Here is a 22522-nt window from a genome sequence, read left to right on the forward strand (position 1 = left end):
GCCCTTCACCGCGTGAGACGCGGTGAAGGGCCCCTTCAGCCTCGTCCGGTCAGGATGGCGGCGACCTCGGCCGGGCGGGACATGTGGGGACAGTGCCCGGCGTCGATCTCGATCGCGGTGACGCCGAGCCGCTCCCTGGCGGCCTGGCGCATCCACTCCGGTTTCAGCGTGCGATCGCGCGTGGGGACGAGCACCGTCGACGGGATCTCCGGCGCGGGCCCGGCGGGATGTGCCGCGAGCACCGCGGGACTGAACAGCCGCAGGCTGTCCAGCGCCAGATGTTCGGTCTCTGGATCGCAGTCGTGGAAAAGGAACTCCGACGCCTTCGCGGGATCCGCCGTCGGGTCCACCCCGATCCACTCGGGGGCGAACAGGGCCGGGACCTCGTCGCGCAGGCTCCGCCCACCGGCGAAGTCGGGGATGTAGGCGGCGACCCACACCATCGCCCGCGCGTCGAGCGCTTCGGCGATCGAGGGAAGCAGGACACCTGCCCCGGAATGGGCCACCACGACCGGCCGCTCGCCGTCGTACTGGTCCCGCGCGTGCTGCGCGTAGCCCTCGACAGGCAGGTCCGCCGGGGTCAGCAGGTCCACCGCGATCGCGCGGTGCCCGGCGGCCTTGAGCAGCTTGGCCACCCGGTCCCAGCCCGCCGGGCTCTGCGTCGTGCCGTGCACGAGGACGAAGTCCATCCGTCCATGCTGGCCTTCACCGGGTGAACGGTGAAGGCCGGCATGTCGAGTCGTGACTAGAGTTTCACCGGGTAGACGGGTTCCGGCACCTCGGGCTTGATGCGGTTCTCGATGAAGATCCCGTGCCACAGCATGAACACCAGCAGCGCCCACAGCTGACGGCTCCGGTCGAGCTGCCCGGCCTTGTGCTCGTCGAGCAGCGCCAGGACGGCCTTCTTGTCGAGCAGCGCGTCGGTCTGCGAGTCCGCGATGATGCCCTTGGCCCAGTCGTACATCTCGTTGCGCAGCCAGAGCCGGATCGGCACCGGGAAGCCGAGCTTGCGCCGGTTCAGCACATGCGCCGGGATGATCTTCGCCAGCCCCTGGCGCAGCGCGTACTTCGTGGTGCCCTGCGCGAGCTTCTGGTCGAGCGGGATGCTCGCGGCGACCTTGAACACCTCGGAGTCGAGGAACGGCACGCGCAGTTCCAGCGAGTTCGCCATGGTGACCTTGTCGGCCTTGACCAGGATGTCGCCGCGCAGCCAGGTGTAGAAGTCGACGTGCTGCATCCGCGCGACCGGGTCCCAGCCCTCGGAGATCTTGTACCAAGGCGCGGTGACGTCCTTGAAGCCGACACCTTCCTCATACGTGCGCAGCACCTTGCGGAGCTGGTCGTCGCGGAAGTTGCGGGCGTTGCCGTAGTAGCGGTCCTCCAGCGGCAGCGCTCCGCGCCGCAGCAGGTCCTTGCCGCGGGTGCCCTCGGGGATCTTCGTGGAGACCTTCCCGATGATCTTCCGCATCCCGCCGGGGATCTTTTCGAACGGCGCCAGGGAGATCGGCTCGTTGTAGATCGTGTAGCCGCCGAAGAGTTCGTCGGCGCCTTCGCCGGACAGCACGGCCTTGACGTGCTTACGGGCTTCGCGGGCGATGAACCACAGCGGTACGAGCGCAGGGTCGGCCACCGGGTCGTCGAGGTACCAGACGATGAGCGGCAGCGCCTCCATCATCTCGTCCGGCGACACCGTGCGGACCACGTGCTTCACCCCGATCGCGGCGGCCGTCTCGGCGGCCACGTCGACCTCGGAGTAACCCTCGCGTTCGAACCCCGTGGTGAACGCGATCAGGTTCGGGTTGTGCTCCTTGGCCAGCGTCGCGGTCGCGGTGGAGTCGATGCCACCGGAGAGGAACGCGCCGACCGTGACGTCCGGGTCGGAGATCATGTGCTTGCCGACCGAGTCGCGCATCACATCGGCGATGCGCTCGTACAGCGCGTCGGCCTCGGCCTGGCCGTTGACCGGCTTCGCGCTGAACTGCGGGTGGAAGTAGCGGGTGAACTCGACCTCGCCGCCGGGGACCACCCGGAACGACGTCCCGGACTCGACGCGGCGGATCCCGGTGTGCATCGACTCGGGCTCCGGCACGTACTGCAGCACCAGGTAGTGCTGCAGGGCCGTCTTGTCCAGCTCGTCCTCGACGCCGAGCACGCTCGAAAGCTCCAGCAGGCTCTTCTTCTCGCTGGAGAAGGCGACCTTGCCGGGGCCGGCGGCGTAGTACAGCGGCTTGATGCCGAACGGGTCGCGCGCGCCGAAGACGACCTTCTCCTGGGAATCCCAGATCATGAAGGCGAACATGCCGCGCAGCTTCTTCACCGCGTCGTCGCCGAGGTAGTGGTACGCCGCGGCGATCGCTTCGCCGTCACCCTCTGTGGCGAACTTCGCACCGTGCTCGGCGGCCAGCTCGTCGCGCAGCTCTTTGTAGTTGTAGATCTCGCCGTTGAAGTTCAGCGTGTAGCGCTCGGGCGCTTCCGGCGGACCCCAGATCAGCGGCTGGTGGGCGTGGTCGACGTCGATGAAGGCCAGCCGGTTGAAGCCGTAGACCACCTCGGCGTCGGCCCAGGTGTCGTGCTCGTCGGGGCCGCGGTGCCGCTGGCAGCGCATGGCCGCGTCGACGGCGTCACGGGCGCTCGCAGCGTCGGCTTCGGTCGAACAGATCAGTCCAAGCAGGCCGCACACGTCTAGTTCACACACCTCTTGTTGGCCGAGCGGGGGAGAAGGGCTCAGTATGCCCGGGTGGATGTACACCCGGATGTGGTGGGGGATACGCGTGTTGGGGTTACCCCTTGGTCAGCACGGCGCCGCAACTCGGCTAGGCTCCGCCCTGTCACAAAGATCGGTCTAGGAGGCTCTGGGTGAAAGGGCAAGGCGCAGTGGGAAATCCAGAGCGCACCCCCGTTAAACGGGCTGGTCGCATCGCAGCGCTCGCGGCGCTGGTGATGCTGACCGCGACGGGCTGTTCCGGGGACGAGATCCTCCGCTTCGGCTGGCCGGTCGGGGTGACCCCGCAGGCGCACGACATGCGCACCCTGTGGACGTGGACGGTCGTCGCGGCGCTGGCCGTCGGTGTCATCGTCTGGGCGCTGATCTTCTGGACCGCGATCTTCCACCGTAAGAAGAAGACCGCCGACGGCGCGGAAGAGGAACTGCCCCGTCAGTTCCAGTACAACATCCCGCTGGAGATCTTCACGGTCGTCGTCCCGACGATCATGGTCTGCGTGCTGTTCTTCTTCACCGCGACCACCGAGAACCGCGTGCTCGCCGAGACGGAGAACCCGGACGTCACGGTCGACATCGTCGCGTTCCAGTGGAACTGGGAGTTCAAGTACAAGAGCGACTCCAAGAACCACGACGACCCCGAGATCACCACGGTCGGCAGCTCGACCGAGATCCCGCTGCTCGTCCTGCCGACGAACAAGACGATCCAGTACAACCTGCGGTCGGCCGACGTCATCCACTCCTTCTGGGTGCCGGAGTTCCACTTCAAGCGGGACGTCATGCCGGACCCGGAGAAGAACAACCAGGACTTCACCTTCCAGAACTCGATCGACAAGGAAGGGTCGTTCGTCGGCCGCTGCGCCGAACTGTGCGGCACCTACCACTCGGGGATGAACTTCGAGGTCAGGGCCCTGTCGCCGGACAAGTACGCGCAGTACATCCAGCTTCGCGGCACGGTGAACCCGAAGAGCGGCAAGCCGAACACGGCCTCCGAGGCGCTGACGGCGATGAACTGTGGCGACCTGTGCTCGCCCTACGCCGTCACCACCACCCCGTTCAACACCGACCGCACCGCGCGGGTCGCGTCCAACTGACCCGGCTGTTCGAGCCCGAAACAGGAGTGAGGCAACGTCCATGAAGGTCGAAGGACGGATTTTCTTCCTCGTCGCGGTCTTCTCCGTCATCGTCGCGGGTATCTACGCGTACATGACCGGAACGATGACCCGCGACGGCGTCGAGCCGGTCGGTGTGGTGGCCCTGATCCTCACCGGTGGCCTGGCCTTCCTGGCCGGGAGCTACCTGCAGTTCGTGGCGCGGCGCATCGAGCCGCGGCCGGAGGACCGGGAAGACGCCGAGATCAGCGACGGTGCCGGTGAGCTGGGCTTCTTCAGCCCGGGCAGCTACTGGCCGATCGCTCTCGCGGCGGCCGCCGCGCTGACCGGTGTCGCGCTCGCGTTCTTCCACGTCTGGCTGCTGATCATCGCGCTGGGCCTGGTGATCGTCGCCATCGGCGGGCTGGTGTTCGAGTACCACACCGGTCCTAACCACGACTGACGTTCTGACGCCCGAAGCGGCGCCTCGGTCTTCGGACCGGGGCGCCGCTTTTCGCATTCAGAGGACTAAACGCGGGCGGACTGGGGTTCGGGGCGGGGTGCGGGCGCGCGTTTCGGTGCCAGGGCGGCCGCCAGCACGGCCAGCATCCCCAGGCCCTCCGGCCAGGTCGGACGGTGCCCGTAGGCGAGGATGTCCACCACCACCGCGACCACGGGATAGATGTAGGACAGCAGCGCCACCGTCGTGGTCGGCAGCTTGCCGATGCTCGCGTACATCAGGACGTACATCAGCGCGGTGTGCACCGTCCCCAGCAGGACCAGCCACAGCAACCCGGAGGGGTCCGTGGGCAGCGGCGTGACCAGCAGCGCGGGTGCCAGCACGATCGTGCCGGTCACCAGCTGGACGGCCGCCAGGACGTGCGGGCGCAGGTGCTTGAGCTGCTTCGCGACGAACGAAGCGCCGGCGTAGAGCGCGGCCGCGCCGAGGGCGAGCGCGATCCCCTCCAGCCGCACGGGCTTGCCGTCGGCGCCGTGCGCGGACAGTGAGATGAGCGTCACCCCGCCGAACGCGATCAGCGCCCGGATCAGCTGGCTCTTCGCCATCTTCTCGCCGAGGAACGCCGCCGCGAGACCGACCAGCATCAACGGTTGCGTGTGATAGACGACGGTGCTGACAGAGATGGACGACAGCGCGTACGAAGCGAAGAGCAGCACCCAGTTCCCGACCAGGAACAGCCCGCCGAGGATGGCGAGCAGGAGGTCGCGGCGGGTGAGCGTCCATGGACGGAGCCAGCCGCGAGCGGCGATCCACACCAGGAGCAGCAGGCCGCCGACGAGGCTCCTCGCGAAAGCCACGGCGGGCGCGTCGGCGCCGCTTTCCAGGACGACGGCGCCGATCGTGCCGGACAGCGCCATCGCGGCCGTCCACTGCAGCAGGGGGTTGTTCTTGTTCATGGGCACCACTTTCGCCCTCGCGCCCGCGCTCGACCAGTGTCAGAGATGACATCGACCGCAAAACTTATGACACACTGCCCGGATGGACGTGAAGAAGGTCGCGGTGGTGCTCGCCGACCAGGTTTCGCCGTTCGAACTCGGCGTCGCGTGCGAGGTCTTCGGCACCGATCGCAGCGCAGACGGCATAGAGGGCTGGGATTTCGCGGTCTGCTCACCCGGTGGCGGCAACGTCCGGAGCTGGTCCGGTTTCGGGCTCGACGGACTGGAGAGCCTGGACTTCGCGGCGTCCGCCGATCTGCTGATCGTCCCGACCTGCGCGCCGCGCAGCGCGAGCCCGCCGGAACCGGTCCTCGAGGTCCTGCGCGACGCGGCCAGCCGGGGCGCCTGGGTCGCGGGCTTCTGCGCGGGTGTCTTCTCGCTCGGTTACGCGGGACTCCTCGACGGGCGCAACTGCACCGTGCACTGGGTCTACGAGCAGGAGTTCCGGTCGCGCTTCCCGACGGCGAAGGTCGACCCGAAGGCGTTGTACGTCGACGACGGCGGAGTCCTCACCAGCGCGGGGACCGTCGCCGCCGTCGATCTCTGCCTGCATCTGGTGCGCGAACTGCGCGGGGTCGCCGCGGCCACCACGCTGGCCAGGCGGATGGTCGCGGCGCCGCACCGGGTCGGCGGGCAGGCGCAGTTCGTGCAGGCGCCGGTGCCCGAGACCGCCGCGCCGGACGACACCGTGCTCGCCGAAGCGCTCGAATGGATCGAGCGGCGGCTGGATCAGCCGTTCACGGTCGCGGAGCTCGCCCGTCGCAGCGGTTTGGGGGAGCGCACGTTCCTGCGCCGGTTCTCGGCGGCCACCGGGACGACCCCGCACCGATGGCTCACCGAACGCCGTCTCGATCGCGCGCAGTCGTTGCTCGAAGAAGGTCGACTGTCCATTGAGGACATCGCGGTCGCCTGCGGATACGCTTCCGCCGCGGCGCTGCGGCATCAGTTCGGCAAGCTGCGCGGAACCAGTCCGAGCGCCTACCGCAAGACGTTTTCCGCAAGCTAGAAGGAGATCTCCTGTCCGACGGTGACCTGGACATGATCGGGGACCTCGTCGTGCTCGTCGCCGACGGAGAGCGTCCCCGTCGGCTCGAACAGCAACAGCTCCGCACCGTCCACTGAGGACGGTTTGTGAAAGGTCCCGCGCGGGACGACGAACACCGAGCCGCGGGGAAGCGTGACGACCCGTTCGCCCGCCGCCTCGCGCAACGCGATGTCCAAGGTGCCGTCGAGGACGAGGAAGAACTCGTCGGTGTTCTCGTGGACGTGCCAGACATGCTCACCCGCGACCTTGGCGAGCCGGACGTCGTAGTCGTTGACGTGGGCGACGATCCGCGGGCTCCAGATCTCGTCGAATCCGGCCAACACGGTCTTCAGATCGATCGGCTGCTTGCTCATGAGCCGATCCTGGCCACTGGACCGGCCGAGCGGTGAGTGCTAGGAATCGCATATGTCGCATGATTCCTCGCACGAGGTCGCCGTCCTGGTCGACGAGGGGTCCAACCCCTTCGAAATGGGCGTCGCGACCGAACTCTTCGGCCTGCGGCGGCCGGAGCTCGGCCGGCCTTGGTACGGCTTCACGCTGTGCGCGGCCGAGCCGTCCGTGCGCATGCACCTGGGGATGTTCACCCTCACCGGGGTCGCCGGGCTCGAAGCCGTGGACGCCGCCGACACGGTGATCGTGCCCAACCGGCCCGATCCGGAGCGCCCGGCACGGGAGCCGGTGCTGGCGGCCATCCGCGCCGCCGCCGCGCGGGGTGCCCGGCTGGTGAGCTTCTGCACCGGCGCCTTCACCCTCGCGCAGGCGGGCGTCCTGGACGGACGGCGCGCGACGACGCACTGGAAGTGGGCCGAGCGGTTCCGCGAGTCGTATCCCAACGTGCTGCTGGAGCCCGACGTCCTCTTCGTCGACGACGGCGACATCCTGACCGCGGCGGGCAGCGCGGCCGCGCTCGACCTGGGGCTGCACCTGATCAGCCGCGACCACGGCGCCGAGATCGCCAACGCGGTGAGCAGGCGCCTGGTGTTCGCCGGGCACCGGGACGGTGGCCAGCGGCAGTTCGTCGAGCGCCCGTTGCCGCCGGTGCCGGACACCTCGCTGGCGCCGGTGCTCGAATGGGCGCGCGGACGGCTGGACCGGCCGCTCACCGTCGCCGACCTCGCCGCGCGGGCGGCGGCCAGCCAGGCGACGCTGCACCGGCGGTTCCGCGCCGAACTGGGGACGACACCGCTCGCGTGGCTCACCACCGAACGGATCGCGCTGGCGTGCCGGCTGATCGAGCGCGGGGAGCAGCGGCTGGACTCGGTGGCGCGGGCTTCGGGCTTAGGTACCGCGACGAACCTGCGTACCCAGCTTCGGCGGGCTACCGGGCTGACACCTACGGCTTACCGGGCGCGTTTCCGCACCGTTTCCTGACCGACGCGTTTCGTCCTCTGGATGCGGTCCTTGCACGCGCAACTACCGCATCCAGAGGACGAAACGCGCGTCAGGCGAAGGCGATCCACCGGTTCAGCAGGTCGGCCGCCGCACCCGAGTCGATCGCCGAGGCCGCCCGCGTGAGCCCGGCCGCCAGATCGTCTTCCAGCGACCCCGAGAATCCGGTGAAAGCCGCCAGCGCGGCCGCCGAGTTGAGCAGGACCGCGTCCCGCACCGGCCCGGCCTTCCCTGCCATCACCTGCCGGAACACCTCGGCGTTGTGCGCCGCGTCGCCGCCGCGCAGGTCGTCCGCGGTCGCCCGGGCGATGTCCAGCGCCGAAGGGTCGAAGCTCCGCTCCGTGATCTCGCCGCCGGAGACCACCCACACCGAACTGGTGGTCGTGGTGGTGATCTCGTCGAGCCCGTCGTCGCCGCGGACGAGCAGCACGGTCATCCCGCGCCGCGCGAACACCTCGGCCAGCACGCGGGTCTTGTCCTCGTACGCGCAGCCGATCAGCGAACTGCATGGCTGCGCGGGGTTGGTCAGCGGGCCCAGCAGGTTGAACGTCGTCGGCACGCCGAGCTCGCCGCGCGTCGGGCCGGCGTGGCGCAGCGCGGGGTGGAACTTCGGCGCGAAGCAGAAGCCGATGCCCAGCTCGTTCACGCTGCGCTGGACCGTCTCGGGCGGCAGGTCGATGGTGACGCCCAGCTCTTCCAGCACGTCGGCCGCGCCGGACTTCGACGACGCGCTCCGGTTGCCGTGCTTGGCCACCGGGGCGCCGGCCGCGGCCGTCACCACCGTGGCCATGGTGGAGATGTTGACCGAGTTGGACCGGTCGCCGCCGGTGCCGACGATGTCCACCGACGGCCTGTCGATCGTCACCCGCTTGGCGTGCGCCAGCATGGCGTCGGCCATCCCGGAGATCTCCGCCGGTGTCTCACCCTTCGCGCGCAGCGCGACGGCGAACCCGGCGATCTGGGAGGGCGTCGCCGCCCCGCTCATGATCTGGTCCATCGCCCACGCGGTGTCCTCCTCGGACAGATCCGCGCGCGCGATGAGCTGGTTGAGCAGGGACGGCCAGGTCTTCGCGGCCGCGCTCATCGGCTCAGCCGTGCACGGCCGGCACCCGGCGGGCGCGCAGCACGTCGGCGACCGTCTCGGCGGCGGTCAGCGGGTCGAGCGGGTGGATCAGCACCGCGTCGGCCTGCGACCAGGTCGCGAGCCAGCGATCGTCCTTGCGTCGCACCGCGACCACGATGGGCGGGCAATCCTCGATCTCGTTCTTCAGCTGGCGGGTCAGCCCGATGCCGCCGGTCGGCTGCGCCTCGCCGTCGAGGATGGCCAGGTCCACGTTGCCCGCGTCCATCTCGACGAGCACCTCGGAGATGCCGGACGCCTCGGTGTAGTCCACCCGGCCGAGGTCGGCGGCGGGACGGCGGCCGACGGCGTTGATGATCGCCTCGCGCACCTCCGCCTTGTGGCTGAACACCAGGATCCGCATCGCCTGCTCGCCCATGAGCGCGCCTCCGCCTCGTCTAGTCGTGTCGACCCCGCGATGTTATCCGCCATGACCGACATCACGTGGACGCCCCCGACGGCTGGAGCGCGTCCCAGCCCAGCGAGTCCCCGCCGAGCCGCTGCGCGAGGCCCGCCATCCGTGACCGTTCCTGAGCGCAGTGCAGCGCGTCGAGGGTCTGGACTCGCAGAGCGTGCGCCGTCGTGAGGTCGCCGTCCGGGCCCTGTTCCCGCAGCTCCCAGCCGTCCTGGGCGAGGATCGCGGCCGCCTCCGCCACCTTTTCGGGCGGAAGTTTCAAGTGGTGGCGCAGGATCGCGGGTGCCTCGGCGACCCAAGCGGGTGATCTCGCGAGCACGGAAGAGTCCGCCTCGGCCGGATCGAAGGCCTCCACGACGATCTCCACGCCGGGCGTGTCGACGGTCAGACCTGGGATCTTCGGCTTCTTGACCAGGTCACGGAGCCGATCTAGTAAACCCATGAGTAGCCCTGTTCCCACTTTCGTTCAGATGTGACCCGACACGCACGCGACTTGCCGTGGACCCACCCGGCGGGCCCCATGCGTGAGAGGACATAATGCGACGCGTGACAACGGCAGCTCCCACCATCAGCCAGCGGGTCCACTCGCTGAACCGGCCGAACATGGTCAGCGTCGGCACCATCGTGTGGCTGTCCAGCGAACTGATGTTCTTCGCCGGACTGTTCGCCATGTTCTTCACCGTGAAGGCGCAGAACGCGACCGGTCAGTGGCCGCCGCCACTGCACGGCGAGCCCTTCGAGTTGAACGTCGCGCTGGCGATCCCGTTCACGGTGATCCTCGTGGCGTCCTCGTTCACCTGCCAGTTCGGCGTGTTCGCCGCCGAAAAGGGTGACGTCTTCGGCCTTCGCCGCTGGTACATCATCACGTTGATCATGGGCGCGATCTTCGTCGGCGGCCAGGGTTACGAGTACCTCCACCTGATCGACGAGGGGATGACGATCCCGTCCGGCCCGTTCGGCACGGTCTTCTTCCTCGCGACCGGGTTCCACGGCCTGCACGTCATCGGCGGGCTCATCGCGTTCGTGTACCTGCTCATCCGCACCAAGCTGAGCAAGTTCACCCCGGCCCAGGCCACTTCGGCGATCGTCGTGTCGTACTACTGGCACTTCGTCGACATCGTGTGGGTGGGCCTGTTCGCGGTGATCTACATCCTTCCGTGAACCAAGCCGCCACCACGACCTATCGGCCTGAACTGACAGCAAGGGTTGCCGCAAGATGACCTCCAGCAAGGACAAGACGGAGCGCCGCTTCCGCAAGCGCTCGAAGGCGCGCAAGCGGTTCGCCGGCGCGCTGGCGCTCGGGATCGCGCTGCTGAGCGTGGGCGGGCTGTACGCCGTTTTCGCTCCGGAGCCGCAGACCGCGCAGGCGCAGGGCGAGTCCGCCCTCCTGCGCGAGGGCGAGAAGCTCTACAACAACACGTGTATCGAATGTCACGGGCCGAAGCTCGAAGGTGTCACCGACCGTGGCCCGAGCCTCATCGGCATCGGCGACGCGGCCGTGTACTTCCAGACCTCGACCGGCCGCATGCCCGCCGTGCGTCAGGAAGCCCAGGCGCAGCGGAAGCCGCCGAAGCTGTCCGAGGCCGAGATCAACGCGCTGGGCGCCTACATCCAGGCCAACGGCGGTGGCGCGCAGCGTCCCACCGAGAAGGGTGACGCGCTGCGCGGCGAGGACGTCGCGCGCGGCAGCGAACTCTTCCGCCTCAACTGCGCCTCCTGCCATGGCTTCACCGGCCGCGGCGGCGCGCTCTCGTCGGGCAAGTTCGCCCCGAACCTGGACCCGGCCACGGAAGAGCAGATCTACACCGCGATGCTCACCGGGCCGCAGAACATGCCCAAGTTCTCCGACCGGCAGCTGTCGCCGGAGGAGAAGAAGGACATCATCGCGTTCGTGAAGTCCGTGAGTGACGGGAACAACTCGCCCGGCGGTAGCTCGCTCGGCGGTATCGGCCCGGCCTCTGAGGGCGCGATCGCGTGGATCGTCGGGATCGCCGCGCTGATCGGCGTGACGTTGTGGATTGGATCGAAGGCATGAGCGCCGAAGGGCCGAAGCCGCCGACAGAGGCGGAGTTGGCGGACATGGATCGCGACCAGCTGGTCAAGCTGGGTACCGCGCTCGACGGTGTCGAGATCGTGGAGTACCCGAAGCCGTGGCCGGTCGAGGGGACGAAGGCGGAGAAGCGCGCCGAGCGCGCTGTCGCCCTCTGGTTCGTGCTGGCCGCGATCGCGGGCCTCGCGTTCGTGGTCCTCATCGCGTGGCCGCACTGGTTCGAGTACAAGGAGCCGGGTACGACCGGCTACACCAAGTACACGCTGTACACGCCGCTGCTCGGGATCACGCTCGGCCTCGCCGTGCTCAGCATCGGCGTCGGCGCGGTCCTCTACACCAAGAAGTTCATCCCGGCCGAGGTCGCGGTGCAGGAGCGCGGGGACGGCGGGTCGAAAGAGGTCGACAAGGCCACCATCCTCGCCCAGCTGGCCCACTCGGGCAGCCACAGCACCATCGCGCGCCGCTCGATGATCAAGCGGTCCGCGGGTGCCGGCGCCGGTGTGCTCGGGCTCGCCGTGGCCGCCCTGCCGGTGGCGTCCTTCATCAAGGACCCCTGGAAGGACACCGAAGGCCGCGACTCGCTGTGGCACTCGGGCTGGAAGAAGAACTTCCCGGAAGAGGTCGTCTACCTGCGCCGCAACACCGGCCGTCCGCACGAGGTCTCCCTGGTCAGGGTCGAGGACCTCGACGCGGGCGCCATGGAGACGGTGTTCCCGTTCCGCGAGTCGGAGCGGGAGGACGAGCACGCCCTGTCCGCCGCCTTCAAGCGGGTCGACAACCCCGTCATGCTGATCCGCCTCCGCCCCACCGACGCCGCCAAGGTCGTCAAGCGGGCGAAGCAGGAGGATTACAACTTCGGCGACTACTACGCGTACACGAAGATCTGCAGCCACGTCGGCTGCCCGACCTCCCTGTACGAGCAGCGGACCAACCGCATCCTCTGCCCCTGTCACCAGTCGCAGTTCGACGCGCTCCACTACGCCAAGCCGATTTTCGGTCCGGCGACGCGGCCGTTGGCCCAGCTTCCGATTACAGTGGACAAAGAGGGCTTCCTGATCGCGCGCGGAGACTTCAACGAGGCCGTCGGACCGGCCTTTTGGGAGCGTAAGTCATGAGTTCACTCACCACCCCGACGAAGGGGACGAACCCGGTCGAGAAGGCCGCGGGTGCGGGTGCCAAGTGGGCCGACGACCGGTATCACCTGGCCAAGGGCATGCGGCACCAGATCAACAAGGTGTTCCCGACCCACTGGTCGTTCCTCCTGGGCGAGATCGCGCTCTACAGCTTCATCATCCTGCTGCTGTCGGGTGTGTACCTCACGCTGTTCTTCGACCCCTCCATGGAGGAGGTCGTCTACAACGGCAGCTACACCGGTCTTCAGGGCGTCGAGATGTCGCGGGCCTTCGCGACCACGCTCGACATCTCGTTCGACGTCCGCGGCGGTCTGTTCGTCCGCCAGTTGCACCACTGGGCCGCGCTGATCTTCGTCGCGTCGATGATGGTGCACATGTTCCGGATCTTCTTCACCGGAGCGTTCCGTCGTCCGCGTGAGGCGAACTGGGTCATCGGCGCGCTGCTGCTGGTCCTGGGCATGTTCGAAGGCTTCTTCGGTTACTCGCTGCCGGACGACCTGCTCTCCGGTACCGGTATCCGCGCGACCCTGTCGGGCATCGTGCTCTCGGTGCCGGTCATGGGCACCTGGATCCACTGGGCGCTGTTCGGCGGGGAATTCCCCGGCAACGAGATCATCCCGCGCCTGTACACGATCCACATCCTGCTGCTGCCGGGCATCATGCTCGCGCTCGTGGGCGCGCACCTCGCGCTGGTCTGGTACCAGAAGCACACGCAGTTCCCTGGCGTGCGCCGCAAGGAGACCAACGTCGTCGGCGTCCGCATCATGCCGGTCTTCGCGCTCAAGGGCGGTGCGTTCTTCGCGCTGGTCACGGGCATCATCGCGCTGATGTCGGGCCTGTTCCAGATCAACCCGATCTGGAACATCGGCCCGTACAACGCGGCGCAGGTCTCGGCGGGTTCGCAGCCCGACTGGTACATGGCCTGGGCCGACGGCATGCTGCGGATCTGGCCCGCGTGGGAGCTCTATCTCGGGAACTACACGGTCCCCGCGGTGTTCTTCCCCGGCGCGGTCGGGATGCCACTGCTGATCGGCTTGCTGGTGATGTATCCCTGGATCGAGCGAAAGCTGTCCAAGGACACCGCGCACCACAACCTGCTGCAGCGTCCGCGCGACGTCCCGGTCCGGACCTCGCTGGGCATCATGGGCCTGACGTTCTTCGCGGTCATCATGCTCTCGGGCTTCAACGACATCATCGCGTTCGCCTTCGACATCTCACTGAACGCGACGACGTGGGCGGGCCGGATCGGTGTGCTGCTGCTGCCGCCGATCGCGTACTACATCACCTACCGGATCTGCCTCGGCCTCCAGCGGGCCGACCGCGAGGTGCTGGAGCACGGTGTCGAGACCGGCATCATCAAGCGCCTGCCGCACGGTGAGTTCATCGAGATCCACCAGCCGCTCGGCCCGGTGGACGACCACGGTCACGCGATCCCGCTCGAGTACCAGGGCGCGTCGGTCCCGAAGAAGATGAACAAGCTCGGCTCGGCCGGACACGCCGTCGCGGGTTCGACCTGGACGCCGGACCCGGTCGAGGAGACCATCGCGCTGGAGCGCGCCCGGTCCAACGGGCACGGCTCGAACGGCAACGGCAAGGTCGACGACATCGGCGGTGAGCCTTCGCAGGAGCGCAAGGAGATCACCTCCGGGCACTAGCTCGACGTAAGTACATAAAGGCCCCCTTCCCGCGGGAAGGGGGCCTTTATGTACTTGCAGGGGAAGCTCAGGCGCCTTCGACGCCGATGTCGAACGCGGACTCGCTGTCGGCCTTCGAGTACGAGCGGAACGCGATGTGCGTGACCGTGCTCAGCACGCCGGGGACCTTGCCGATCTTCGCCGGGATCAGATCCGCGAGGTCTTCATGGGCCGCGACGCGGACCGAAGCGATCAGGTCGACGTCGCCCGCGCAGGAGTAGACCTCGCGGACGCCCTCGATGTCCGCGATCGCCTGCGCCGCTTCGGGGATCGCATCGGCCTCGACCTGGATCAGCACGATCGCCGTGATCAAAGGGTCCTCCTGTGTTCGTTGTCGCGCGCTGACGGAAACGCGCCGAAGGAGCGCGGTCAGCAGGCCGGCTGACTTGACCAGGCAGGCGCCCCTCCCTCGCGTTTCCGTGGGCCTTCGGCCCGAAAGAGGCGCGCGAGGTGAAGTCTCCGTCGGGCGTGGGGCGCCCTTGGGGAGACCGTCGGTGGTCCCGCCAAGGGAAGATCCTAGCCCGCCACCTGCTCCAGCGCCGTCGCGCTCGCCGCCAGGTCGAGCCACTCCTGCCAGCCGCCCGCCACGGCGGCGGGCTCCGCCCAGGGGTGCGTGGTGCGCACGAGCCGGACACCGGGGCGGGCCAGCCAGCGCAGCAGGATGCGGACCTCCTCCGAGATCGCGCCGAAGAGCGGCCCGGGGCCAGGGATCACCGTCTCCGCCGACGCCACGAGCAGTTCGACCACCGGCATCGGCGGTACCCCGCGCCGCGCGACACCCGCCGACGCGAGCCTGCCGTGCCGGATCACCGCCAGCTCCCAGCCGCCTTTCCCGTCCGGCCCTGCGGCGATCAGCTCCGGGATGCCCGCCAGCGCCGACAGCCGGTGCGCCCGGTCGACCGCGCGGATCAGTCCGGCCAGCTGGTCGCGGTGCTGGGCGGCCTGTTCGTAGTGCTCGGCCTCGGCGAGCCGGGCCAGCTGATCGGCGGCGGCCCGCAGCGGCCGCCCGTCCGTCCCGGCGATGAGACCGGACACCGCCAGCACACCGGGCCTGTACGCCTCGATCGTCTGCGTGCCGTCGCACGGCGCTCCGCAGCGGCCGAGTTCGGCGAGGACGCAGGGCTTCCCGCTCGGCGCGGTGGCCGAGATGCGCTGGGTGCACGTCCGCAGCCCCGAGGCGCCGGCGAGGGTGTCCGCGGCCGACCGGGCGTCTGTCTGGCTGCGAAAGGGCCCCAGCATGCCGTCTCGCGGCATGCGGACCACCGACAGGCGCGGGAAGGCCTCCTCGGTCAGCGCGACCCACCAGGCGTGCCGTGGGTTCTTGGAACGGCGGTTGTACATGGGCCGGTGGGCGGCGATCAGCCGCAACTCCCGGACCGCGGCCTCCAGCGCGTGCGCGCATTCGACCGCGTCGACCCGTTCGGCCAGCGCGACCATCTCCCGGATCCGCCCGCGGCTCTCCGATCCGGTGAAGTACTGCCGGACCCGTCGGCGCAGGTCGGACGACGTCCCGACGTAGAGGACCTCGTCGCTGGGACCGCGGAACAGATAGACGCCGGGCCTCGACGGCAGGTGCTCGGCCAGCGTCCGTTTGCGACGCTGGGCCGGGGTGACCTCGGGCATGTAGTCGAGCAGCTCTTCGAGGGTGTGGACGCCGAGGTTGCCCACGCGTTCGAGCAGCGCGTGGAGGACGTCGACGGTGGCGCGCGCGTCCGCGAGCGCGCGGTGGTTGGGCGTCGTGCGCGCCCCGAACAAGGCGGCCAGCGCGGAGAGCCGGTAGCTGGGTGTCTCGTCACGGGAGATGACCCGGCGGGCGAGCCGGACCGTGCAGACCACGGCGGCCTTGGGCCATCGGTAGCCGTGGCCCTCGCAGGCCGCGCGCATGAAGCCGGTGTCGAAGGCGGCGTTGTGCGCCACCAGCACGGCACCGGAGATGAACTCGAGGAACGCCGGCAGCACGCGCTCGATCCGGGGAGCGTCGTAGACCATCGCGCCGGTGATGCCGGTGAGCTCGACGATCTGCGGCGGGATCGGCATCCCCGGGTTGACGAAGGTGGCGAACTCGCCGACGATCTCGCCGGCGCGGACCTTGACCGCGCCGATCTCGGTGATCCCGTCCGGGCCGGGTTTCGTCCCGGTGGTCTCCAGGTCGAACACGACGAAAGTGATGTCCCGCAAAGGGGTTCCCAGCTCGTCGAAGGCGAGTTGCGCCGCGCCGGGCCGCCGTCCGGTGTCCATGATCGGGCACAGTAGGGGTGGGCACCGACAATCCCGGGATCCGCACACGCCGTCCCATTGAGCGCGGCCCGAGCCCATGGGGCCTACGCTGGAGCGATGCAACCGCAGCCCGCAGTGCCCGAATTGCCCGAGGACGCCACCGGCGGCCCTTCGGGTGTCGTGGCGTCGGCGGGTGCGGAAGAGACGTCGGAAGAGGTACCGGCCGAAGGCTGGACGGCCTTGCCGGAGACCGTGCGGGAGCGGATCGCCGAGCTGGCGGCCGCCGCCGTCGGCAAGCTGCCGGTCGCCGATGTGCCGAGGCAGCTGCGCCCGGTCGCCAAGTTCGCCCCGGCGAAACGAGCGAAACTCGGCGGGACGGCGCTGCTCGCCGCGTTGGGGGAGTCCTCGCAGTTCCGGGTCGCGGTCACCGAATGGCTGCGTGACCATCGCAAGGACGCCCTCGACCCGAACGCCCCCGATTCCGTCGCCGCCGCGGCCGCCGCCGTGCTGCTGGGCGAGGCCGGTGCTGCCGGACGGGTCCGGCTGGTGGCGAAGAACGCCGAGGAGACGGCGTTGCGTGCCGAACGCGACGCCGCGCTGGCCCGCAACCAGCGGCTCGAAACCGAAGTGGCCCAGTTGCGCGAGGAACTGCGCGAGGCCAAGGAGATCGCCGGTGGCGCGCGGGGCGAACGCGACGCCGAAGTCGACAAATTGCTGAAGCGCCTGCGGGAACAAGGTGTGCAGCTGCGTCAGGCCAGGGACTCGGTCGCGGAGGCGCACTCCGAACTGGAGAGCGGCGGAGCCGAGCGCGCCGAGGAGATCAAGGCGCTGAAGGCCCAATTGGACCGTGAGAGGCAGCGTGTCGCGACCGAGCGGGCGCGGGCGGAGAAGGCCGTCCAGGACGCCGAGATCGCCCGTCAGTCCGCCCGTGAGGCGCGTCAGGCGGACGAAGTCAGGCTCGGGTTGCTGCTGGACACGATCGAAGGCGCCGTCGGCGGCCTGCGCCGGGAACTTTCGGTGAGCGCCCACGGCCAGCGTCCGGCCGACATGGTCCGGGGCGCGACGTCGGGCCTGGGCGCGGGCGGCAAGATCCAGGACGTCACCGCGCTCGACAGGCATCTCGCACTGCCCAACGTGCACCTGATCGTCGATGGCTACAACGTCACGAAGACCGGCTACCCGGAGATGGCCCTTTCCGACCAGCGGGACCGGTTGATCCACCAGCTTTCGGCGCTCGCCGCGCGGACCTCGGCCGAGGTGACCGTGGTGTTCGACGGCGCCGGAGTGCTTTCCGTGCCCGCCGCGGTGCCGCGCGGGGTGCGGGTGCTGTTCTCCGAACGCGGCGTGCTCGCGGACGACGTCATCCGGTCCCTGGTCGCGGCCGAGCCGCCAGGGCGGCCGATGGTGGTCGCGAGTACGGACCGGGCGGTGGCGGACTCGGTGCGGCGGAAGGGTGCGCATCCGGTGCCCTCCGCGGTGCTGGTGTCGCGGCTCAGCCGGGTTTAAGGCTGCGGCAAGGCGTCTGGGCTCGTGAGTGGCGATTCGGGTTCTCACGGATTCGTATTTGCCTGCCCGCTGGGATCCGGTGTCTTGGTGCTGGGTGGAAGGTGTGACGGGGTGTCCTCGCGACGGTGGAGGAATCGGGACACTCAACGTCCCGATTCCTCCACCGTCGGCCCAGCACTCTCTTGAAACGCCACCTTCGCGCAGGTCAGCGGCAGGTAGGCAAATACCGGTCCGCTCAACCCGAATCGCCACTCACGACCAACTTGACCTGCGCGACACCTTCGCCTTAACCCCCAACAGAACCTCACGAGCACGTCAGGCAGACGACGCGGTTGGCCGCCGGCCGCCACCCCTCCCGGACGAGGACTTCGCGGACCTCGGCCGCGACCTGACACGGCGAGTTCCGGACGTCCTGCCAGCCGTAGACCAGGCGTGCCCGGCCGGCGAGTTCCGCGGCGTTGTCCCGTCGCCGGTCCCGGAACGCGACAGCGGCCATCGCGTGGGTCGCCCGCCCGTCCAGGCGGACGGTCAGGCCCGCCCCGTGCGTGTCGTAGGTGACGTCCTCCCACAACGTCTTCCCGTCGACCTCGACGGCTGTCTGCCGGTCTCCCGGCGGTAGCCCGTGCCTTTCCTCGACCTGTTTCTTGAACTCCACTTCGAGCGCCGACATGAGACCTCCGGCGACCAGTTCGAGTCCTTGCCGGATTTCGGTGCGGAAGCGGTACGGCGGGCGCATCGAGACGCAGTCCCGCATCTCGGACACCGGGACTTTGCTTTGGCTCACCAGATCGACGACGACGTTCACCGCCTCGTGCGCGGTGGGCTGGGAAACCGCCAGATCGACGATCGTGTCCGTGAGCTTGGTGCGGGGCGGCCAGGTTTCCGCGGCGGAGTACGGGAGCGCTCGTGACCGGTGCACCTTCACCAGCGGAGGCTGGGAGATCGCCGAGCCGGAATAAGGCACGGTGATCTCGATCGGCCCCTCCGCGACCGGGAGGAGATGCCATTCCTCGGCGGCGGTGCGATGGCTCAGCACCGCGTGCCCGCCGCCATAACGGAGGGCGGCGTGGATTCCGGCCGCCCTCGGGAGAAGACCGGTGAAAGTCGCGTAGACGCGCGGCAGCACCCGTTGCCAGCGCCCCGCGTCCAGATTGGCGACGATGGCCGCCCCGGTGTGTCCGTAGGCCAGGAGTTGGGCTCTGGTCACGATCCCGTGCTGCTCCCGCAGCAGGATCGGCCAGCTTGGTCTTCGGTCGGCCGGAATGGCTTCTTCCGACCAGCGTTTGTGTAGGGGCACCCGTCCACGGTGGCCCGGAAAAGGTGGCCAAAGGGGACCGAGGGCGAAAGTTGTGGATGGACGGGGCGGTTGTGGACAACTCAAGTCTCGTGAGTGATTGGGGCCAAGGTGTCTTAGGTACTACTGGATTCGGGCGCGGTTGATCGACGGACTTGCGGATCGTCATGTGCGTCCCGCGCGCGCCAGCGGTCACAGCGGCTGCGCGTGAAGCAAGTACGTGAAGGCCCCCTTCATTGCGCCTAGCGCAGTGAAGGGGGCCTTCACGTACTTCAGGCGACCAGAAGCGCCGCAACGTCGCGGGGAGAGTCTCGTGAGTGGTTAGGACGGTTAGAACCGTCCTAACCACTCACGAGCCCGAAACTGTCGGTGGTCGCTCTTAATGTGCACCTCACCACTGAAAGTGAGGAGCCCGAGATGGACGACAAGGCCATCGCCGATATAGCGGACATAGAGACACTCGTCATCGATTGCGACCGGTGCGCGGTCCGCGGTGACGCATGTCATGACTGTGTCGTCAGTGTCCTCCTCGGCGCGCCACTCGCGCTCGAATGGGACGCCGACGAGCGGAAAGCGGTCGACGCGCTCGCGGAAGCCGGGATGGTCCCGCGTCTCCGGATGGTCGAGATCGTCGGGCAGGAGCGCCGAAAGTCGGCTTGAGACACGCCGCGACCGGGGCATTCGACGAGTGGTCGATCCGATCGGGTGAACGGTAGGTAGTCGCGACCAGCCCCAGGATGTAACGCCCGTCACAACTTTCCGCTCATGCTGGTCCGAAGGTGTTTCGGCGCATCACGGAGAGTTTTTGCGCCTGCCATGGTGGACGCGGTGCCCGTGGTTTCGTAACCTGTCCGAGATCTCGTGGCCGGAAGTCGTCGCCAGACGACGACACGGGATCGCCACTGAAGCAGCTTTGTCGGGGAGCTGCACCAGAACCAGCCGCGCGCCAAACCTGTTGCGATAGCACTCGGCCAGGCGCAAGGCGGGAACGCGGGGAACCGCGCGGACCTCACGGTCGGCGACGCGGCTTCGCGGAAGAGGGCCCCCGACCTCTTCGCCCCGGGTTCTGCGTCGGTGGCCGACAGCAAAGGAGACACGCGCGACCGTGCAGTCGCATCCAGTCAAGCGCGTGGTGTCAGGAGCTTTGGCCGCGGCCGCGGTGATCACCGCAGTAACGGTCGCCCAGCCTGTTGCCACTGCAGCCCCAGCCCCCGCCCCCCAGCAGCCCCCTTCCGGCTCGGACGCCCTCGCCAAGTACCGCGACCTCGCGGCACAGGCCGAGAAGGCGAACGAAGACCTCCTCAAGGCGAAGGACGACCTCGCCGCGAAGCAGGGTGAGCTCGACAAGGCCACCACCGACGCCGCCTCCGCCAAGGACCTCGGCGTCAAGGCGGCCGGTGACGAGAAGACCTTCCAGTCCGAGGTGAACAAGTTCGCCGGCGCGTCGTTCACCAGCGGTGTGCAGCTGAACAAGCTGTCCTCGCTGCTGTCGGGCGCGTCGACCCAGGACTTCCTGGAGCGCTCCTCAGCGCTCGAGGTCCTCGCCGCGAACAAGAACACCGCCCTGAACAACCTGAGCGGCGCTGTCGCCCAGTCCGCGGCCGCCGCGAAGCAGGCGTCGGACGCTCAGGGCGCGGCCACCGCCGCCCGTGACACCGCCGCCAAGCTGACGACGGACATCGAGGCGCGCAAGAAGACGCTGGACGACCAGCTCAAGGAGATCCAGCGGGCCAGCGGCAACCTGAGCGCCGCGGACAAGAACGCCCAGAAGGACAAGGGCGGGGCGTTCCCCAACCTGCCCGCTCCGGGTCCCGCCGCGGCGTCGGCCCTTTCGGCCGCGAAGAGCAAGCTCGGCAGCCCGTACGGCTGGGGCGATGTCGGCCCGTCGTCCTTCGACTGCTCGGGTCTGATGCTGTGGGCGTACAAGCAGGCGGGCGTCAGCCTGCCGCGGTCCAGCCGCCAGCAGTCGACCTTCGGCGCCCCGGTGCAGAGGGCGCAGCTCCAGCCGGGTGACCTGGTGTTCTACAACTCGCCGGTTTCGCACGTCGGCATGTACGTCGGCAACGGCATGATGGTGCACGCGCCGACCACCGGTGACGTCGTCAAGGTGTCGCCGCTGCAGAACAACTACGTCGGAGCCCGTCGCCCGACGGCCTGACGAACAGCGAGAAAAGGGGCGGTACCGCGCAGGCGGTGCCGCCCCTTTCGCGTGTCCGGCGCCCAGTAGCCTGCAGGGGTGCTGAGGACCCTGCTGGTGACCAACGACTTCCCGCCCCGGCCGGGCGGCATCCAGAACTACCTGAACTCGCTGGCCACCCGCCTGCCCGCGGACGACCTCGTCGTCTACGCCCCGTCCTGGGAATCGAGCACCGGCTCACATGGCGAGTTCGACGCCGCCGCGCCGTTCGAGGTGGTGCGCCATCCGACGTCCCTGATGCTGCCGACACCGGACGTGCTCAAGCGGGCGAAGGAGATCATGCGGGCCCGCGAGTGCGAGGCCGTCTGGTTCGGCGCAGCCGCGCCGCTCGCGTTGCTGGGGCATCCGCTGCGGGCGGCGGGCGCCCGCCGCGTGCTGGCGTCGACGCACGGCCACGAGGTCGGCTGGTCGATGCTCCCGGGTTCCCGGCAGGCGTTGCGGCGGATCGGCGACACCGTCGACGTGATCACGTACGTCAGCAAGTACACCCGCTCCCGGTTTTCGGCCGCCTTCGGCCCGATGGCGGGTCTGGAGATGCTCCCGTGCGGTGTCGACACCGCGCTCTACCGGCCGGACGACGCCGCGGGCAAGGAGATCCGCGATCGGCACGGTCTCGGCGACCGTCCGACGATCGTCTGCGTTTCGCGGCTGGTGCCGCGCAAGGGTCAGGACATGCTGATCAGGATCCTGCCCGAACTCCGCAAGCAGATCCCGGACGTGGCGCTGCTGATCGTCGGCGGCGGCCCGTACCGCAAGACGCTCACCGGGCTCGTCGAAGCGCTGGGGGTCGAGGACAGCGTCGTCATCACCGGGTCGGTGCCGTGGAAGGAACTGCCCGCGCACTACAACGCGGGCGACGTCTTCGCGATGCCGGCGCGGACGCGCGGGAAGGGACTCGACGTCGAGGGCCTGGGGATCGTGTACCTGGAGGCTTCGGCGACCGGGCTGCCGGTCGTCGCCGGGAACTCCGGCGGTGCGCCGGAGACGGTGCTGGACGAGGTCACCGGGCATGTCGTCGACGGCCGCGACGAACAGCAGCTGAGGGAGACGCTGGCCGCGTTGCTGGCCGATCCGGTGCGGGCGCGGCGCATGGGGGCCGCCGGTCGCGAATGGGTCGCCGAGAACTGGCGGTGGGACACCATGGCGGGCAGGCTTTCCGGCCTGCTCGACGGCGATCCGGTCGCGGCGGTGCGCTGA

At 69.0% G+C, this 22522-nt stretch carries 22 protein-coding genes; 12 read left to right on the forward strand and 10 right to left on the reverse strand.

The window, feature by feature from the left end; all coding sequences use genetic code 11:
- Positions 1 to 35: 35 nt before the first annotated feature.
- Positions 36 to 689, reverse strand: coding sequence for an alpha/beta fold hydrolase (locus ACZ6YV_RS15545; protein WP_465510229.1), 654 nt, complete (start codon positions 687 to 689; stop codon positions 36 to 38).
- Positions 690 to 745: 56 nt separating this feature from the next.
- Complete coding sequence (gene asnB / locus ACZ6YV_RS15550; RefSeq protein ID WP_465510230.1) at positions 746 to 2680, reverse strand: asparagine synthase (glutamine-hydrolyzing); 1935 nt, start codon at positions 2678 to 2680, stop codon at positions 746 to 748.
- 194 nt (positions 2681 to 2874) lie between these two features.
- Here asnB and ctaC point away from each other — a divergent pair, with 194 nt between their 5' ends.
- Together ctaC and ACZ6YV_RS15560 are read left to right on the forward strand one after the other, a co-directional pair.
- Positions 2875 to 3813, forward strand: a complete 939-nt coding sequence (gene ctaC / locus ACZ6YV_RS15555; protein WP_465510231.1) for an aa3-type cytochrome oxidase subunit II — start codon at positions 2875 to 2877, stop codon at positions 3811 to 3813.
- Positions 3814 to 3853: 40 nt separating this feature from the next.
- Entirely contained in the window at positions 3854 to 4273 is a 420-nt protein-coding gene (locus ACZ6YV_RS15560) for a cytochrome c oxidase subunit 4 (protein ID WP_020630406.1), read from the forward strand.
- A 65-nt stretch (positions 4274 to 4338) separates the two neighbouring features.
- Here the strand turns inward: ACZ6YV_RS15560 and ACZ6YV_RS15565 are convergent, their stop codons facing one another.
- On the reverse strand, positions 4339 to 5226 hold the full coding sequence (locus ACZ6YV_RS15565; protein ID WP_465510232.1) for a DMT family transporter: 888 nt from the start codon (positions 5224 to 5226) through the stop codon (positions 4339 to 4341).
- Positions 5227 to 5308: 82 nt separating this feature from the next.
- Here ACZ6YV_RS15565 and ACZ6YV_RS15570 point away from each other — a divergent pair, with 82 nt between their 5' ends.
- Positions 5309 to 6271 carry a GlxA family transcriptional regulator gene (locus tag ACZ6YV_RS15570; RefSeq protein ID WP_465510233.1) on the forward strand — a complete coding sequence of 321 codons (963 nt, stop codon included), beginning with the start codon at positions 5309 to 5311 and terminating at the stop codon, positions 6269 to 6271.
- On the opposite strand, the gene ACZ6YV_RS15575 is transcribed toward ACZ6YV_RS15570, so the two are convergent.
- Entirely contained in the window at positions 6268 to 6663 is a 396-nt protein-coding gene (locus ACZ6YV_RS15575) for a cupin domain-containing protein (RefSeq protein WP_465510234.1), read from the reverse strand. The two genes, ACZ6YV_RS15570 and ACZ6YV_RS15575, sit on opposite strands and share 4 nt — an antisense overlap.
- Before the next feature lie 52 nt (positions 6664 to 6715).
- Here ACZ6YV_RS15575 and ACZ6YV_RS15580 point away from each other — a divergent pair, with 52 nt between their 5' ends.
- The gene (locus ACZ6YV_RS15580) at positions 6716 to 7681 is read left to right on the forward strand and encodes a helix-turn-helix domain-containing protein (protein WP_465510235.1); all 966 of its coding nucleotides are present in this window, start codon (positions 6716 to 6718) and stop codon (positions 7679 to 7681) included.
- A gap of 70 nt (positions 7682 to 7751) precedes the next feature.
- On the opposite strand, the gene trpD is transcribed toward ACZ6YV_RS15580, so the two are convergent.
- From trpD to ACZ6YV_RS15595, 3 genes are all read right to left on the reverse strand, one after another.
- Entirely contained in the window at positions 7752 to 8783 is a 1032-nt protein-coding gene (gene trpD / locus ACZ6YV_RS15585) for an anthranilate phosphoribosyltransferase (RefSeq protein ID WP_465510236.1), read from the reverse strand.
- 4 nt (positions 8784 to 8787) lie between these two features.
- The gene (locus tag ACZ6YV_RS15590; protein ID WP_378246799.1) at positions 8788 to 9198 is read right to left on the reverse strand and encodes a hypothetical protein; all 411 of its coding nucleotides are present in this window, start codon (positions 9196 to 9198) and stop codon (positions 8788 to 8790) included.
- A gap of 61 nt (positions 9199 to 9259) precedes the next feature.
- Entirely contained in the window at positions 9260 to 9676 is a 417-nt protein-coding gene (locus ACZ6YV_RS15595) for a hypothetical protein (RefSeq protein WP_465510237.1), read from the reverse strand.
- Positions 9677 to 9771: 95 nt separating this feature from the next.
- Between ACZ6YV_RS15595 and ctaE the strand changes: the two genes are divergently transcribed.
- The 4 genes from ctaE to qcrB are packed head-to-tail and all read left to right on the forward strand — an operon-like array spanning position 9772 to position 14072.
- Positions 9772 to 10395, forward strand: coding sequence for an aa3-type cytochrome oxidase subunit III (ctaE, locus tag ACZ6YV_RS15600; RefSeq protein WP_005164165.1), 624 nt, complete (start codon positions 9772 to 9774; stop codon positions 10393 to 10395).
- Between the two features lie 55 nt (positions 10396 to 10450).
- Entirely contained in the window at positions 10451 to 11269 is an 819-nt protein-coding gene (qcrC, locus tag ACZ6YV_RS15605; protein ID WP_378246794.1) for a cytochrome bc1 complex diheme cytochrome c subunit, read from the forward strand.
- Positions 11266 to 12399 carry a cytochrome bc1 complex Rieske iron-sulfur subunit gene (gene qcrA / locus ACZ6YV_RS15610; RefSeq protein ID WP_465510238.1) on the forward strand — a complete coding sequence of 378 codons (1134 nt, stop codon included), beginning with the start codon at positions 11266 to 11268 and terminating at the stop codon, positions 12397 to 12399. Before qcrC ends, qcrA begins: the two co-directional genes overlap by 4 nt.
- Positions 12396 to 14072: a cytochrome bc1 complex cytochrome b subunit gene (gene qcrB, locus ACZ6YV_RS15615; RefSeq protein ID WP_465510239.1), complete on the forward strand. Its 1677-nt coding sequence runs from the start codon at positions 12396 to 12398 to the stop codon at positions 14070 to 14072. Before qcrA ends, qcrB begins: the two co-directional genes overlap by 4 nt.
- Before the next feature lie 67 nt (positions 14073 to 14139).
- Here qcrB and ACZ6YV_RS15620 read toward each other — a convergent pair whose 3' ends face one another.
- Positions 14140 to 14424, reverse strand: coding sequence for an Lrp/AsnC family transcriptional regulator (locus ACZ6YV_RS15620; protein ID WP_005154220.1), 285 nt, complete (start codon positions 14422 to 14424; stop codon positions 14140 to 14142).
- Between the two features lie 203 nt (positions 14425 to 14627).
- Entirely contained in the window at positions 14628 to 16349 is a 1722-nt protein-coding gene (locus ACZ6YV_RS15625; protein ID WP_465510240.1) for a DEDD exonuclease domain-containing protein, read from the reverse strand.
- A 96-nt stretch (positions 16350 to 16445) separates the two neighbouring features.
- Between ACZ6YV_RS15625 and ACZ6YV_RS15630 the strand changes: the two genes are divergently transcribed.
- Positions 16446 to 17834, forward strand: a complete 1389-nt coding sequence (locus ACZ6YV_RS15630; RefSeq protein ID WP_465510241.1) for an NYN domain-containing protein — start codon at positions 16446 to 16448, stop codon at positions 17832 to 17834.
- Between the two features lie 304 nt (positions 17835 to 18138).
- On the opposite strand, the gene ACZ6YV_RS15635 is transcribed toward ACZ6YV_RS15630, so the two are convergent.
- Entirely contained in the window at positions 18139 to 19131 is a 993-nt protein-coding gene (locus ACZ6YV_RS15635) for a hypothetical protein (protein ID WP_465510242.1), read from the reverse strand.
- Between the two features lie 414 nt (positions 19132 to 19545).
- Here ACZ6YV_RS15635 and ACZ6YV_RS15640 point away from each other — a divergent pair, with 414 nt between their 5' ends.
- The 3 genes from ACZ6YV_RS15640 to ACZ6YV_RS15650 all read left to right on the forward strand — a co-directional run bounded on the left by ACZ6YV_RS15640 (position 19546) and on the right by ACZ6YV_RS15650 (position 22522).
- On the forward strand, positions 19546 to 19788 hold the full coding sequence (locus ACZ6YV_RS15640; RefSeq protein WP_364214220.1) for a hypothetical protein: 243 nt from the start codon (positions 19546 to 19548) through the stop codon (positions 19786 to 19788).
- A 445-nt stretch (positions 19789 to 20233) separates the two neighbouring features.
- Complete coding sequence (locus ACZ6YV_RS15645; RefSeq protein WP_465510243.1) at positions 20234 to 21286, forward strand: C40 family peptidase; 1053 nt, start codon at positions 20234 to 20236, stop codon at positions 21284 to 21286.
- Between the two features lie 78 nt (positions 21287 to 21364).
- Positions 21365 to 22522, forward strand: coding sequence for a glycosyltransferase family 4 protein (locus ACZ6YV_RS15650; RefSeq protein WP_378246779.1), 1158 nt, complete (start codon positions 21365 to 21367; stop codon positions 22520 to 22522).

It is taken from the genome of Amycolatopsis sp. NPDC102522, assembly GCF_055584485.1.

Coding starts and splice junctions, on each gene's coding strand:
- ACZ6YV_RS15545 (WP_465510229.1), bottom strand. CDS start 689: ATGGACTTCGTCCTCGTGCACGGCACGACGCAGAGCCCGGCGGGCTGG.
- ACZ6YV_RS15560 (WP_020630406.1), top strand. CDS start 3,854: ATGAAGGTCGAAGGACGGATTTTCTTCCTCGTCGCGGTCTTCTCCGTC.
- ACZ6YV_RS15565 (WP_465510232.1), bottom strand. CDS start 5,226: ATGAACAAGAACAACCCCCTGCTGCAGTGGACGGCCGCGATGGCGCTG.
- ACZ6YV_RS15570 (WP_465510233.1), top strand. CDS start 5,309: ATGGACGTGAAGAAGGTCGCGGTGGTGCTCGCCGACCAGGTTTCGCCG.
- ACZ6YV_RS15575 (WP_465510234.1), bottom strand. CDS start 6,663: ATGAGCAAGCAGCCGATCGATCTGAAGACCGTGTTGGCCGGATTCGAC.
- ACZ6YV_RS15580 (WP_465510235.1), top strand. CDS start 6,716: ATGTCGCATGATTCCTCGCACGAGGTCGCCGTCCTGGTCGACGAGGGG.
- trpD (WP_465510236.1), bottom strand. CDS start 8,783: ATGAGCGCGGCCGCGAAGACCTGGCCGTCCCTGCTCAACCAGCTCATC.
- ACZ6YV_RS15590 (WP_378246799.1), bottom strand. CDS start 9,198: ATGGGCGAGCAGGCGATGCGGATCCTGGTGTTCAGCCACAAGGCGGAG.
- ACZ6YV_RS15595 (WP_465510237.1), bottom strand. CDS start 9,676: ATGGGTTTACTAGATCGGCTCCGTGACCTGGTCAAGAAGCCGAAGATC.
- ctaE (WP_005164165.1), top strand. CDS start 9,772: ATGCGACGCGTGACAACGGCAGCTCCCACCATCAGCCAGCGGGTCCAC.
- qcrC (WP_378246794.1), top strand. CDS start 10,451: ATGACCTCCAGCAAGGACAAGACGGAGCGCCGCTTCCGCAAGCGCTCG.
- qcrA (WP_465510238.1), top strand. CDS start 11,266: ATGAGCGCCGAAGGGCCGAAGCCGCCGACAGAGGCGGAGTTGGCGGAC.
- qcrB (WP_465510239.1), top strand. CDS start 12,396: ATGAGTTCACTCACCACCCCGACGAAGGGGACGAACCCGGTCGAGAAG.
- ACZ6YV_RS15625 (WP_465510240.1), bottom strand. CDS start 16,349: ATGGACACCGGACGGCGGCCCGGCGCGGCGCAACTCGCCTTCGACGAG.
- ACZ6YV_RS15630 (WP_465510241.1), top strand. CDS start 16,446: ATGCAACCGCAGCCCGCAGTGCCCGAATTGCCCGAGGACGCCACCGGC.
- ACZ6YV_RS15640 (WP_364214220.1), top strand. CDS start 19,546: ATGGACGACAAGGCCATCGCCGATATAGCGGACATAGAGACACTCGTC.